The 12,979-nt window shown below is 67.0% G+C and carries 13 protein-coding genes; 9 read left to right on the forward strand and 4 right to left on the reverse strand.

Going from position 1 to position 12,979, the window contains the following annotated elements; all coding sequences use genetic code 11:
* The first annotated feature begins 52 nt into the window (after positions 1 to 52).
* The 3 genes from polA to ACIA75_RS13235 all read left to right on the forward strand — a co-directional run bounded on the left by polA (position 53) and on the right by ACIA75_RS13235 (position 3,664).
* Entirely contained in the window at positions 53 to 2,797 is a 2,745-nt protein-coding gene (gene polA / locus ACIA75_RS13225; protein ID WP_397103253.1) for a DNA polymerase I, read from the forward strand.
* Positions 2,798 to 2,997: 200 nt separating this feature from the next.
* The gene (locus ACIA75_RS13230) at positions 2,998 to 3,132 is read left to right on the forward strand and encodes a hypothetical protein (protein ID WP_397103255.1); all 135 of its coding nucleotides are present in this window, start codon (positions 2,998 to 3,000) and stop codon (positions 3,130 to 3,132) included.
* Positions 3,133 to 3,223: 91 nt separating this feature from the next.
* Positions 3,224 to 3,664, forward strand: a complete 441-nt coding sequence (locus ACIA75_RS13235) for an alpha-isopropylmalate synthase regulatory domain-containing protein (protein ID WP_397103257.1) — start codon at positions 3,224 to 3,226, stop codon at positions 3,662 to 3,664.
* Positions 3,665 to 3,798: 134 nt separating this feature from the next.
* Here the strand turns inward: ACIA75_RS13235 and trxA are convergent, their stop codons facing one another.
* Entirely contained in the window at positions 3,799 to 4,182 is a 384-nt protein-coding gene (gene trxA, locus ACIA75_RS13240) for a thioredoxin (RefSeq protein ID WP_397103259.1), read from the reverse strand.
* 187 nt (positions 4,183 to 4,369) lie between these two features.
* Complete coding sequence (locus tag ACIA75_RS13245; protein WP_397103261.1) at positions 4,370 to 4,903, reverse strand: 2'-5' RNA ligase family protein; 534 nt, start codon at positions 4,901 to 4,903, stop codon at positions 4,370 to 4,372.
* Between the two features lie 203 nt (positions 4,904 to 5,106).
* Between ACIA75_RS13245 and ACIA75_RS13250 the strand changes: the two genes are divergently transcribed.
* From ACIA75_RS13250 to ACIA75_RS13260, 3 genes are all read left to right on the forward strand, one after another.
* A complete protein-coding gene (locus ACIA75_RS13250; protein WP_397103504.1) occupies positions 5,107 to 5,979 on the forward strand; it encodes an ABC transporter substrate-binding protein in 873 nt (290 codons plus the stop codon).
* 284 nt (positions 5,980 to 6,263) lie between these two features.
* Complete coding sequence (locus tag ACIA75_RS13255) at positions 6,264 to 7,193, forward strand: amino acid ABC transporter permease (protein ID WP_397103263.1); 930 nt, start codon at positions 6,264 to 6,266, stop codon at positions 7,191 to 7,193.
* Entirely contained in the window at positions 7,190 to 7,966 is a 777-nt protein-coding gene (locus ACIA75_RS13260; protein ID WP_397103265.1) for an amino acid ABC transporter ATP-binding protein, read from the forward strand. The genes ACIA75_RS13255 and ACIA75_RS13260 overlap by 4 nt, the downstream gene beginning before the upstream one ends.
* Positions 7,967 to 7,979: 13 nt before the next feature.
* Here the strand turns inward: ACIA75_RS13260 and ACIA75_RS13265 are convergent, their stop codons facing one another.
* Entirely contained in the window at positions 7,980 to 9,065 is a 1,086-nt protein-coding gene (locus tag ACIA75_RS13265) for an isocitrate/isopropylmalate dehydrogenase family protein (RefSeq protein WP_397103267.1), read from the reverse strand.
* 161 nt (positions 9,066 to 9,226) lie between these two features.
* Here ACIA75_RS13265 and ACIA75_RS13270 point away from each other — a divergent pair, with 161 nt between their 5' ends.
* A complete protein-coding gene (locus ACIA75_RS13270) occupies positions 9,227 to 10,111 on the forward strand; it encodes an SPFH domain-containing protein (RefSeq protein WP_397103269.1) in 885 nt (294 codons plus the stop codon).
* Positions 10,111 to 10,284 carry a hypothetical protein gene (locus ACIA75_RS13275; protein ID WP_397103271.1) on the forward strand — a complete coding sequence of 58 codons (174 nt, stop codon included), beginning with the start codon at positions 10,111 to 10,113 and terminating at the stop codon, positions 10,282 to 10,284. Before ACIA75_RS13270 ends, ACIA75_RS13275 begins: the two co-directional genes overlap by 1 nt.
* 63 nt (positions 10,285 to 10,347) lie before the next feature.
* Here ACIA75_RS13275 and ACIA75_RS13280 read toward each other — a convergent pair whose 3' ends face one another.
* The gene (locus ACIA75_RS13280; RefSeq protein WP_397103273.1) at positions 10,348 to 11,220 is read right to left on the reverse strand and encodes a class I SAM-dependent methyltransferase; all 873 of its coding nucleotides are present in this window, start codon (positions 11,218 to 11,220) and stop codon (positions 10,348 to 10,350) included.
* Positions 11,221 to 11,387: 167 nt separating this feature from the next.
* Between ACIA75_RS13280 and rpsA the strand changes: the two genes are divergently transcribed.
* A complete protein-coding gene (gene rpsA / locus ACIA75_RS13285) occupies positions 11,388 to 12,854 on the forward strand; it encodes a 30S ribosomal protein S1 (protein ID WP_397103506.1) in 1,467 nt (488 codons plus the stop codon).
* The last annotated feature ends 125 nt before the right edge of the window (positions 12,855 to 12,979 follow it).

A 12,979-nucleotide genomic window follows, 5' to 3' on the forward strand; every position in this document is an offset into this window, starting at 1 on the left:
GGGAACTCCCTGGGGCCCGGGATGTCGGGGGCAGTCCCTAGACTCTCGGGGTGTGACCCCACCGACCACCGCGCAGCCGACCGCCCCCGCCCCCGCCGACGCCTCCGGTTCGCCGGAAACCCGGCCCACGCTGCTGCTACTGGACGGGCACTCGCTGGCCTATCGGGCCTTCTACGCGCTGCCGGCGGAGAACTTCCAGACGGTCACCGGCCAGACCACCAACGCGGTGTACGGGTTCACCGCCATGCTCATCAACCTGCTGCGCGATGAGAAACCCACGCATATCGCGGCGGCCTTCGATGTCTCCCGGCAGACCTTCCGGGTGGACGCGTTCCCCGAGTACAAGGCGAACCGGTCGAAGACCCCGGACGAATTCCGCGGGCAGGTCGAACTCACCAAAGAGGTACTGGGCGCGCTCGGTATCCCGGTGATGGCGATCGAGGGGTACGAGGCCGACGACCTCATCGCCACCATCACCACGCAGGCCGTACCGCAGGGATACCGGGTGCTGATCGTGACCGGTGATCGCGACGCCATTCAGCTGGTCAACGAGAACGTCACCGTCCTGTACCCGCGCAAGGGTGTCTCGGATCTCACGCGGTTCACACCCGAGGAGGTCGACAAGAAGTACGGTCTGAGCCCCACCCAGTACCCGGATTACGCCGCGTTGCGCGGGGATCCGAGCGATAACCTGCCGGGCATCCCGGGTGTGGGGGAGAAGACCGCCGCCAAATGGATCCGCGAATACGGGGATCTGAACACCCTCGTGGACAAGGTGGACGAGGTCCGCGGCAAGGTCGGCGACGCGCTGCGCGCCAACCTCAGCAGTGTGGTGCTCAACCGGCAGCTCACCGAGATGGTCCGCGACGTCCCGCTGCCCTACACCCCCGACCAGCTGGCCCAGGGCGCCTGGAACCGGGAGCGGATCCACCAGTTGTTCGACGATCTGGAATTCCGGGTCCTGCGCGACCGGTTGTTCGAAACCCTCGCGCCGCCCACCATCGAGGCCGAATCGGGTTTCGAGATCAGTGGTCAGGCGCTGGAACCCGGCAGCGTCGCGGACTGGCTCGCCGAGCATGCGAAAGCCGGTGCCCGGCACGGTATTTCCCTGTCCGGTAGTGGTGTGCCGGCCGCCGGGGATGTGCGTGCCCTGGCGATCGCCGCCGCGGACGGCGAATCCGGCTATATCGATGTCACCGGCCTCACCGCCGAAGACGACGCGGCGCTCGCGGCGTGGCTGGCCGATCCCGCCCCTGCCAAGGCCCTGCACGAGGCCAAGAGCGCCCTGCACGCGTTGCGCGGCCGCGGCTGGAGTCTCGCCGGCCTCACCAGCGATACCGCCCTCGCGGCCTATCTGGTCCGGCCCGGACAGCGCAGTTTCAATCTCGACGATCTGTCGCTGCGCTACCTGCACCGGGAACTGCGCACCGAAACCGAGGCGGAGCCCCAACTGTCGCTGCTGGACGCGGAGGACGCGGTCGACACCGAACTCGCGCAGCACGAGATGCTGCGCGCCCGCGCCGTGGCCGATCTGGCCGACGCCCTGGACGAAGAGCTGGCGAAGATCGAATCCACGCCGCTGCTGGACGAGATGGAATTGCCGCTGCTCGCGGTGCTCGCCGATCTCGAAGACGCCGGAATCGCCGTCGATATGGACCAGCTCACCGCGTTGCAGCGGCAATTCGCCGATAAGGTCGCCGATGCCGCCAACGCGGCGTACGGGGTGATCGGCAAACAGATCAATCTCGGTTCGCCCAAACAGTTGCAGGTCGTCCTGTTCGACGAGCTCGATATGCCCAAGACCAAACGCACCAAAACGGGGTACACCACCGACGCGGACGCACTGGAATCGCTCTACGAGAAGACCGAACATCCTTTCCTGCAGCATCTGCTGGCGCACCGCGATGCCACCCGCCTCAAGGTCACCGTCGACGGCCTGCTGAAATCCGTCGCCGACGACGGCCGGATCCACACCACCTTCAACCAGACGATCGCCGCCACCGGCCGGCTGTCGTCCACCGAACCCAATCTGCAGAACATCCCCATCCGCACCGACACCGGCCGGATGATCCGGGACACCTTCGTGGTCGGCGACGGGTACGAATCGCTGATGACCGCCGACTACAGCCAGATCGAAATGCGGATCATGGCACATCTGTCCGGCGACGCCGGCCTGATCGAGGCCTTCAACTCCGGCGAGGATCTGCACACATTCGTCGCGTCCAAGGCGTTCGACATCCCGATCTCCGAGGTCTCTCCGGAACTGCGCCGGCGGATCAAGGCCATGTCCTACGGCCTGGCCTACGGTCTCAGCTCCTACGGCCTGTCCGCCCAGCTGAAGATCAGCACCCAGGAGGCGAAGGAGCAGATGGATATCTACTTCGCCCGGTTCGGCGGTATCCGCGACTATCTGCACGCCGTCGTGGAACAGGCCCGCAAGGTCGGCTACACCCAGACCCTGTTCGGGCGCCGCCGCTACCTCCCGGATCTGGACCACAGCAACCGCCAGCGCCGCGAATCCGCCGAACGGATGGCCCTCAACGCGCCCATCCAGGGAACGGCCGCCGATATCATCAAGGTTGCCATGATCAACGTGCAGCACGCGCTGCGCGATACGGGCCTGCGGTCGCGGATGCTGCTGCAGATCCACGACGAACTCGTCTTCGAAGTGGCGCCGGGGGAGCAGGAGCAACTGCGGGAGCTGGCTCGGGACAAGATGTCCTCGGCGATCGAACTGTCGGTGCCGCTGAGTGTTTCGGTCGGCGTCGGGCGCAGCTGGGACGCCGCCGCGCACTGACTCGCCTGTTCGCAGGTCCACGACCCCGCCGCGGCGCCGATACCCGGCCGGCGGGGTCGCTGGAGTCTGGTTCGTCACCGTCGGCTCCGGCGAATTCCGGGTTACGGGCCGGTGACCAGCGGAAACACTACTGCGGGGTAGGTCGAACCGCGCCGCGGATATGGTTGCTATCCGCCGGATGAGTCTTTATCCTCGATCCCGTGCAGATCCCCGCCGACGGCCTACGTGCCGCGCCGATTCTCGCGGACCGCGAGGGCGCGGCGCTTCTTGCGCGCACCGCGAAGGCGGCCCGGCGGGTCCTTGCCGTAGTAGTAACCCGCCGTAGCGGGGTCTGATTCGGACCGGCCCCCTCGCTGCGGGCCCCATTTTCTTCGATTTTGCTGGTCCCCCAACCTGCCAACCTTCTCTGGGAAGACCTACGTGCTCATGACCACACTGACTCTGGAAAACGACGCCCTGACCATTGCCGCGCCCCGTAGCCTGCGCTCCGAATGCGCCGAGCTGACCGCGGCCCAATTCCACGACCGCTACGGCGAATGCGCGGGGCCGATCCGCCTCGCGGGCTGGTCGTCCACCGGCAACCGTGGTGGTGCGTTCACCGCCACCCTCGAATTCGCCGGATGGTCGCGTTCGGTGGTGGCCGCCGGCAGCCCCATCGCCGCGATGACCTCGGCACTCTACGAGGCCGGCTATCCGGTCGAGATCCTGCGGTTCCATCAGCGCCGGACCGCCGCCGGTACCGCCACCTTCGTGCAATGCGAATTCGACGGCCGGCGCGGCTGGGGGGTGGCGCTCGCGGCGGACGGCGCGGAATCGTCGGTGCGCGCGATGATCGCCAACGTGAACCGGCTGGTCGCGCTGCACTGAGCAGGGCGAACCCCCGGCAATCCGGACCACCGGCATTCGAAAACCGGGAACCGAACGCCGGGCGAACGGAATGAAACAACGGCGGGCTCTACACCATCCCCGGAAAGTGTAGAGCCCGCCGTCGTTCGCCGATTCTATTCGGCGACTTCGCCGTTGGCCGCTTGTTGCTCGGCGAGTTGCTTACGAACCTCGTCCATATCGAGCTCCTTGACCTGAGACACCAGATCTTCGAGCGCCGCGGGCGGCAGCGCACCCGGCTGCGCGAAGACCAGGACGCCCTCGCGGAAGGCCATGATGGTCGGGATGGACTGGATATTGGCTGCCGCCGCCAGGCCCTGTTCGGCCTCGGTGTCGACCTTGCCGTGCACGACATCGGGATGCTTGTCCGACGACGCCTCATAGGTCGGGGCGAAACTGCGGCACGGTCCGCACCAGGAAGCCCAGAAATCGACCAGTACCACATCGTTGCTGGTGACTATGTCATCGAAATTCTGCTGCGTCAGTGTCTGGGTGGCCATGACGTCCTCTCGTGGTCGGTATACAGGCTGCAACGCCGGCCCCGGCCGCGGTTGTTCCACGGCGGTGTCGTACGCCACCGGACCCCACCATAGTTGCGCCCGGGTGCTCCAGTGGCGCGGCTCGGCGCCGCAGGTGGGCGCAACCGGGCCGGGGGTGGTGTCGTCGCGGTGACGTGGGTGCCCGCGGTCAGGCCTGTTCCGCGATCGGCCAGGCGCGGCGCTGGTCGCCGTCCCAGCGGCGCAGCCCGACCACGGTCGCGGTCATGTCCTTGTCCGCTGCGACGGCCGTCACCGCCTCGCCGATCCGCTGCGGCAGTACCCGCCGGGCCAGGGTGATATGCGGGGTCCAGTGATTCGGGTGCAGATTCGCCGGGACATCCGGGCACGGCGCCACCACCTGATATACCCGCCGGTGCCACGCCAGCAGCTGGTCGGACGGCACCACCGCGCGCACCAGAATCGGCCGGCGCGCCCCGAATACCAGTACCCCGCCGAGCCGGATCGGGAACGGCCGGAACGGCAGATTGCCGAGCTCTGTTTCGATCCGCGGCCAGATCTGCCGGGCCACCGCCACCGTGATGTGGGGCCGGTGGCTTTCGGTGTCACCGGCCCGGGCGGTGCGCCCGAGCCCGGGCAGGCCCGCTTCGGCGAGCAGTTCCCACTGTCGCCGGATTCGCTGCTCGGTTACCTCGTCGAGCAGTAATTCCACCGACTGCACCATGATCTGCAGACGCTAGCCGGTCGGCGGCCGTGTCAGCGGCGGAATGGTCGCGGTGCGCGCCGCGCCGGGATCAATTCTGGGTTACTACGGCCGTGTCGGCCGCCCGGTTCGCCTAGTGTGCTGACAACGTCCACTAGTGGCCGTGGGCCCACGATTCTTCGCGACGGCAGGTGGTGAGGGTGGCTTATCGATCCGGTGCCCGGATGCGGCGGATACTGTGCGGGCTGGCCGGTGTGCTGCTGACGGCGGGGTGCGTGACCAATATCGAGGACACCGGGCCGGTACCACCCAAGGTGGCGGTGCAGACCGTGCCGGAGCTCGCGGCGCGCCTGCCACCCGGGATCGCGGCGGCGGGGGAGGTCGTGGTCGGCGTGAATGTGCCGTACCAGCCGAACGAGTACCGCGATCGGCACGGTGAGATCGTCGGGTTCGATATCGATCTGATGGACGCCGTGACCGCCGTCCTGGGGATACGCGCCCGGTACACCGAGTCGGCGTTCGAGAAGATCATTCCCGCGGTCCAGGCCGGTACCTACGACCTCGGCATGTCGTCGATCACCGACACCCCCGAGCGGGAAGAGCAGGTCGATTTCGTCACCTACTTCACCGCCGGGGTGCAGTGGGCGCAGCGGACCGGCGACGATATCGATCCCGAGAACGCCTGTGGTGCGCGTGTCGCGGTGCAGGCGACGACGGTGGAACATATCGACGAGGTGCCGGCCAAGAGTGAGGCATGTATCGCCGCCGGCAAGGATCCGATCATCATCGACGCCTTCGACGAGCAGAGTGCGGTGACGAACGCGCTGGTTCTCGGGCAGGTCGACGCCATGTCGGCGGATTCGCCGGTCACCGCGTACGCCATCAAACAGACCGACGGCAAGATCGAACCGGCGGGACCGGTGTTCGACGCGGCGCCTTACGGATGGGCGGTCGCGAAAGGTTCGCCGCTCGGGCCGCTACTGCGGGACGCGGTGCAGTACCTGATGGACAGCGGGCAGTACCGGCAGATCACCGAGAACTGGGGTGTGCAGGAGGGTGCGCTGGGCACCTCCGTGATCAACGGCGCGAGGAGTTGACCCCAGGATGCGATACCTCCGTCTCGGCTGCGTCCTCCGCGGACCGAATGAATACGACCCGAGGGAGCTGCCATGATGCGGTACTGCGATACCTCCGCTTTCGCTACGGCCTCCGCCGACCGCAGGAATTCGATCCGAGGGAGCTTTCATGATTCGGTGTCTCTGCCTTCGCTGCGGCCTTCGCCGACCGTGTGACTTCGATCCGAGGAAGCTTTCGTGATGCGATACCTCAGCCTCGGCTGCGGCCTCCGCCGGCCGCATGAACACGATCAGAGGAAGCTTCGATGAGTGGTGGGCCGGGCGCGGTACGTGAGGAGACGGAACCGGAACCGATCAGGGCTGTCCCGTTGCGGCGGCCGGGCCGGTGGGCCGCCGCGATCGTGATCCTGGCGCTGGCCGGGTTGTTCGTCTACGGCGCGGCCACCAACCCCGCCTACCGCTGGGACGTGTACTGGCAGTATCTGCGGGATACGCGGATCGCGTCCGGTGCGGTGGTCACCCTGGAACTGACGGTTCTCGCGATGGTGATCGCCGTCGTGCTGGGCACGGCGCTCGCGGTGATGCGGTTGTCCCCGAACCCGGTCCTGCGGGCCACCGCCTGGGTCTACCTGTGGATCTTCCGGGGCACCCCGGTATATGTGCAGCTCGTGTTCTGGGGTCTGGTGCCGTCGCTGTATCAGCATGTGGCGCTGGGTGTTCCGTTCGGACCCCGCCTGCTCGAGGTCGATGTGCAGAGCCTGCAGGCGGCGTTCGCGTTCGCGGTGATCGGGCTGGGGCTCAACGAGGCCGCGTATATGGCCGAGATCGTCCGGGCCGGGATCAACTCGGTGGGCGAGGGGCAGCGGGAGGCCTCGATCGCGCTCGGGATGTCCTGGTCGCAGACCATGCGCCGGACCGTGCTGCCGCAGGCCATGCGGGTGATCATCCCGCCGACCGGTAACGAGCTGATCAGCATGCTGAAGACGACCGCGCTGGTTACCGCGATCCCGCTCAGTACCGATCTGTTCGGCCGTGCCCGCGATATCTACGGCGTGAACTTCCTGCCGATCCCGCTGCTGCTGGTCACCGCGACCTGGTATCTGGCGATCACCAGCATCCTGATGGTGGGCCAGTACTACCTGGAGAAATACTATTCGCGGGGTATCTCCCGGCAGCTGACCGCGAAACAGCTGCAGGAACTGGCCGACGCGCAGGGAGAGGCACAGGCGAAATGAGCGCGACGAGTCCGGAGCCGATGGTCCGCGCCGACCGGGTGCACAAGAATTTCGGTGCGCTGCGCGTGCTCAACGGGATCTCGCTCGAGGTCCGTCGTGGGCAGGTGCTCTGTCTGATCGGGCCTTCGGGGTCGGGTAAATCCACATTCCTGCGCTGTATCAACCACCTGGAACAGGTCGACGCCGGCCGCCTGTACATCGACGGGGAGCTGGTGGGCTATCAGGAGCGCAAAGGCCGGTTGTACGAACTGCATCCCCGGGAAGCGGCCCGGCAGCGCCGGGATATCGGGATGGTCTTCCAGCATTTCAATCTGTTCCCGCATCGCACCGTGCTCGGCAATATCGTCGAAGCGCCCACGCAGGTGAAGAAGTTGCGCAAGGCGGCCGCCCGGGAACGCGCCACCGAACTGCTGGACCGAGTCGGGCTGGCGGACAAGGCGAATGCCTATCCGGCGCAGCTGTCCGGTGGCCAGCAGCAGCGGGTCGCCATAGCCCGGGCGCTGGCCATGGACCCGAAACTGATGCTGTTCGACGAACCCACCTCGGCTCTGGACCCCGAACTGGTCGGCGAAGTTCTCACCGTGATGCGGGAGCTGGCCGATTCGGGGATGACGATGGTCGTCGTCACGCACGAAATGGGCTTCGCTCGCGAGGTCGCCGACCAGCTGGTTTTCATGGACCAGGGCGTGGTCGTCGAAGCGGGACCACCCGCGGAAGTGCTGGCCGCCCCGCGGCACGACCGGACGAAAGAGTTTCTCGCCCGGTTGCTGTAGCGGTGGTCACCCGTCACCACTTGTGGACCCGTGCGGTGACCTGTTCGGTGAATTCGCTCGTCGATGCCAGCCCGCCCAGATCGGCTGTGGCTATACCGGCGGCAAAGGTCGCGGCCACCGCCCGGTCGATCCGGTCCGCCGCCTGCGCCAGGCCCGGATCGGCGCGCCGGCCCGCCAGCCAGCGCAGCAGCATGGCCGCGGAGCGGTGCAGGGCGACCGGGTTCGCGCGGTTCCGGCCTGCCAGGTCGGGCGCGGCACCGTGTACCGCCTGCGCCATGGCCCGTGTGGCAGAACAGTTCAACGATGCCGCGGTGCCCAGTGAGCCGCCGAGCTGGGCGGCCAGGTCGGACAGGATATCGCCGAACAGGTTCTCGGTGACCAGGACATCGAAATCGCCCGGTGCGCGCACCAGATGCGCGGCGGTCGCGTCGACGTGTTCGTCGTCGACCCTGATATCGGGGTATTCACGCGCCACCTGATAGCAGGCATCCCGGAACAGTCCCATGGTGAGCGGCAGGACATTCGCCTTGTGCACGATCGTCACCTGCCGGCGCCGGGTCGCGGCCAGCCGGAAGGCCTCATGGGCGATCCGCTCGCACGCGGCACGGGTCACCAGACCGACCGATAGCGCGATATCCGGGGTGGGGCAGAATTCCCCGGAGCCGACGGCCATGTTCCGGTCGGCGTAGAAGCCTTCGCTGTTCTCCCGCACGATCACCAGGTCGATATCGGGTGCCACCGACCGGATTCCCGGAATCGCCTGCACCGGACGGATATTGGCGTGCAGCCCGAAATGGCGGCGGACGGCACCGCCGGGTGCGCTGCGGTGCTGCGGGGGATAGGCGGCGTTGTCGTGCGGGCCGAGGATCCAGCCGTCGGTCTCGGCCATGCCGTCGAGGGTGGATTCCGGTAGCGCGGTGCCGAATTCGTCGATCGCCCGGCGACCCATCGGCAGCGCGACCCACTCCGCGGCCCGGCAGCCGGCGGCCGACAGGGCTTCGTCCACCACCCGCCGCGCCGAACCCACTACCTCCGGCCCGATCCCGTCCCCGTCGACGAGACCCAGGCGTAGCCGCTGTCCCGATCCTGTCTCGCCCATTCGGTCATCGTTGCAGGAGCGCGCACCCCGGATTGTGCCGGCCCGCTGAGTGTGGCACCGCGGCCCGCGGACCGGCTATCTGCCTCGTGGCGGCGGCGGTCTTGTCGGTGCCGCCGCCGGGTGCTAGCTTAGTGATATCACTTTGATAGAGGGAGGATGTCATGAAGTTTCGGGACGCCGCACGGGTCAACGGGTTTCTCGTCTTGCTGATCTGGCTGGTTCTCACGATCGCCGTGGCGGCCGTGGCGGTAGCGGGCTTCGTCGTTTTCGGGCAGAACCAGAACGTCGCCGCGCTGGCCGGGGCCATCGTCGCCTGTGTCGTCGGAGTGCTGCTGCTGCTCGGGATCACCGGGCTGGTCGTGGTGAACCCGAACGAGGCCAAGGTCGTCCAGTTCTTCGGCCGCTACATCGGATCGGTGAGCGATCCGGGATTCTTCTCCGTGCTGCCGCTGACCGACCGGCGCAGTATCTCGCTGCGGGTTCGCAACTTCGAAACGCAGAAGCTGAAGGTCAACGACGCCGACGGAAACCCGGTGGAGATCGCGGCGGTGGTCGTCTACAAGGTGGTCGACAGCTTCAAGGCGGCCTTCGCCGTCGACGACTACGAGGAGTACGTGGAGACCCAGTCCGAGGCAGCGGTGCGGCACCTGGCCACCACCCATCCCTACGACGCCCACGACGACGACCGGACCAGCCTGCGCGACGGCGCCGAGGTCGCCTCGGAACTCACGGTGGAACTGCGGGAACGTACCGAAACCGCGGGGATCGAGGTCATCGAGGCCCGGATCACCCACCTCGCCTACGCGCCGGAGATCGCCCAGGCGATGCTGGTCCGCCAGCAGGCCAACCAGGTGGTCGCCGCCCGGGCGCGGATCGTGGAGGGTGCGGTCGGCATGGTCGGGATGGCACTGGACCGGCTCACCGCCGAGGGGATGGTCGAACTGGACGAGGATCGCAAGGCGACCATGGTGTCGAACCTGCTCGTGGTGCTGTGCGGTGACCGGCCGGTCCAGCCGGTGGTGAACACGGGATCGCTGTACAGCTGATGCCGGAACGCAAGAAGGTCCTGCTCCGGCTCGACCCGGCGGTGTACGACGCGATGGCGAAATGGGCAGCCGACGATCTGCGCAGCGTGAACGCGCAGATCGAGTTCGCCCTCCGGCGCGCTCTCGAGCAGGCCGGGCGTCCTCTGCGACCCTCCCGCGGCGACGACTCCTGAATGGTTCCCGCCCTCCGGGCCCGCGATCACGGCGGGCACGGAGGGCGTTCTCTTGCCGATGATCTAACCGGTGGCGGACGCGGGTTTGTGGCTGATGAAGATCGCGGTTCCGGGGAATATCTGTCCGCGTAGCGGGCTCCACTGGCCCCATTCGCGGTCGAGCCATTCCGGCCAGTCGGGTTCGATGATGTCGTCGAGTACCAATCCGGCTGCCACCAGTTCCCGGACGCGGTCACCGATCGTGCGGTGGTGTTCCACGTAGGTGCAGCGGCCGTCGGCATCGAATTCGGTGTACGGGGTGCGGTCGAAGTAGGGGAACACGGCTTCGAGGCCGTCCGGGCCGGGATCGTCGCGGAAGATCCAGCGCATCGGGTGGTTCACCGCAAAGACCCAGCGGCCGCCGGGGCGCAGGACCCGGGCGATCTCGCGCATGACCCGCGCGGAATCGGCGACGAACGGGACCGCCCCGAACGCCGAGCAGGCCAGATCGAAGGATTCGTTCGCGAAGGGCAGGGCCTCGGCACCCGCCTGCACCAGCGGGACCCGGGGCCCGCCCCGGTCCATCGCGGCAAGCCCCCGCGACAACATTCCCATCGATATATCCAGCCCGACCGGATGCGCGCCCTGCCCGGCCAGCCATCGCGCACACGGTGCCGAACCGCAGCCGAGCTCCAGGATCCGCTTCCCGCTGATCTCCCCGAGCAGCCGCATATCGCCTTCGTGCAGGCCCTCCGGACACCAGACGAACTCACCCCCGGGGCTTGCCGTACCCAGGAACTCTCCGTGCGTATCGTGGTACTGGCCGGCGTCGGCATCCCACCAGCGCCGGCTCGCACGTTCACTCTCTGCCGAATCGACCCGTGAGCGTGCGGCACCCGTGGTTCCCAGCCGTGCGGTGGCCTGAGCGTGGCGATCTTGAACGAGGTCGTCGGACACGACGCGAAGCCTATAGTTCCGCAGCGGGGGGTCGTTTGCCCGGCTGGATACGGGTCGCGTACGCTGAACCCGCAAGTGATCACACCCGGAGCCGCTGGGTGTATCGCAGCGTACCGAAAGTCTCAATGTCCGCAACCGATCACAATCCGTCCGGAGCAAACCGCCACATGCCCACCACCGTCACCTCGCCGCAGGTAGCCGTCAACGACATCGGCTCCGCCGAGGATTTCCTCGCCGCCATCGACGCCACGATCAAGTACTTCAACGACGGCGATATCGTCGAAGGAACCATCGTCAAAGTCGACCGCGACGAGGTCCTGCTCGACATCGGTTACAAAACCGAAGGCGTCATCCCGTCTCGCGAGCTCTCCATCAAGCACGATGTCGACCCGAACGAGGTCGTTTCCGTGGGCGATGAGGTGGAGGCCCTTGTTCTCACCAAGGAGGACAAAGAGGGTCGCCTGATCCTGTCCAAGAAGCGGGCTCAGTACGAGCGCGCCTGGGGCACGATCGAGGAGCTCAAGGAGAAGGACGAGGCCGTTCGCGGCACCGTGATCGAGGTCGTCAAGGGCGGTCTGATCCTCGATATCGGTCTGCGCGGCTTCCTGCCCGCGTCGCTGGTCGAGATGCGCCGCGTCCGCGATCTGCAGCCGTACGTCGGCAAGGAGATCGAGGCCAAGATCATCGAGCTCGACAAGAACCGCAACAACGTGGTTCTGTCGCGTCGCGCCTGGCTGGAGCAGACCCAGTCCGAGGTGCGCAGCGAATTCCTGCACCAGCTGCAGAAGGGCCAGGTCCGCAAGGGTGTGGTCTCCTCCATCGTCAACTTCGGCGCCTTCGTCGATCTCGGCGGTGTCGATGGCCTGGTGCACGTCTCCGAGCTCTCCTGGAAGCACATCGATCACCCGTCCGAGGTGGTCGAGGTGGGCACCGAGGTCACCGTCGAGGTTCTCGACGTCGACCTGGACCGCGAGCGCGTTTCGCTGTCGCTCAAGGCCACCCAGGAAGATCCGTGGCGGCAGTTCGCCCGCACCCACGCCATCGGCCAGATCGTGCCGGGCAAGGTCACCAAGCTCGTTCCGTTCGGTGCGTTCGTTCGCGTCGAAGAGGGCATCGAGGGCCTGGTGCACATCTCCGAGCTGGCCGAGCGCCACGTCGAGGTCCCGGACCAGGTTGTGGTCGTGGGCGACGACGCGATGGTCAAGGTCATCGATATCGACCTGGAGCGTCGCCGGATCTCGCTGAGCCTCAAGCAGGCCAACGAGGACTACAGCGCCGAGTTCGATCCGTCGAAGTACGGCATGGCCGACAGCTACGACGAGCAGGGCAACTACATCTTCCCCGAGGGCTTCGATCCCGAGACCAACGAATGGCTCGAGGGCTTCGACAAGCAGCGGGAAGAGTGGGAAGGCCGCTACGCCGAGGCGGAGCGCCGGCACAAGATGCACACCGCGCAGATGGAGAAGATGGCGGCCGACGCCGCGGCCGAGGCCGTCAATGGCACCGGCGCGTCGAACTACTCCTCCGAGAGCGGCCAGCAGGCGGCGTCGAGCCCGGCCGAGTCGGGTGGCGGTTCGCTGGCCAGCGATGCCCAGCTCGCGGCCCTGCGGGAGAAGCTCTCCGGTAACGCCTGAGGCGTTCCGGTAGCGGAATAGCAGAACGAAAGACCCCGGTCCGGTGGACCGGGGTCTTTCGTGTCAGTAGCCGACGGTGAACCGGTGGATGTGCGGCGGGTGCGAAAACAACAGTGGCCCGGTCC

The organism is Nocardia sp. NPDC051750, assembly GCF_044453135.1.
Taxonomy (GTDB): Bacteria; Actinomycetota; Actinomycetes; order Mycobacteriales; family Mycobacteriaceae; genus Nocardia.

What these genes read in the sequence shown, in the direction of transcription:
- ACIA75_RS13235 (WP_397103257.1), top strand. Translation starts at nt 3,224, where the DNA reads ATGACCACACTGACTCTGGAAAACGACGCCCTGACCATTGCCGCGCCC.
- trxA (WP_397103259.1), bottom strand. Translation starts at nt 4,182, where the DNA reads ATGGCCACCCAGACACTGACGCAGCAGAATTTCGATGACATAGTCACC.
- ACIA75_RS13245 (WP_397103261.1), bottom strand. Translation starts at nt 4,903, where the DNA reads ATGGTGCAGTCGGTGGAATTACTGCTCGACGAGGTAACCGAGCAGCGA.
- ACIA75_RS13250 (WP_397103504.1), top strand. Translation starts at nt 5,107, where the DNA reads ATGCGGCGGATACTGTGCGGGCTGGCCGGTGTGCTGCTGACGGCGGGG.
- ACIA75_RS13255 (WP_397103263.1), top strand. Translation starts at nt 6,264, where the DNA reads ATGAGTGGTGGGCCGGGCGCGGTACGTGAGGAGACGGAACCGGAACCG.
- ACIA75_RS13260 (WP_397103265.1), top strand. Translation starts at nt 7,190, where the DNA reads ATGAGCGCGACGAGTCCGGAGCCGATGGTCCGCGCCGACCGGGTGCAC.
- ACIA75_RS13265 (WP_397103267.1), bottom strand. Translation starts at nt 9,065, where the DNA reads ATGGGCGAGACAGGATCGGGACAGCGGCTACGCCTGGGTCTCGTCGAC.
- ACIA75_RS13270 (WP_397103269.1), top strand. Translation starts at nt 9,227, where the DNA reads ATGAAGTTTCGGGACGCCGCACGGGTCAACGGGTTTCTCGTCTTGCTG.
- ACIA75_RS13275 (WP_397103271.1), top strand. Translation starts at nt 10,111, where the DNA reads ATGCCGGAACGCAAGAAGGTCCTGCTCCGGCTCGACCCGGCGGTGTAC.
- rpsA (WP_397103506.1), top strand. Translation starts at nt 11,388, where the DNA reads ATGCCCACCACCGTCACCTCGCCGCAGGTAGCCGTCAACGACATCGGC.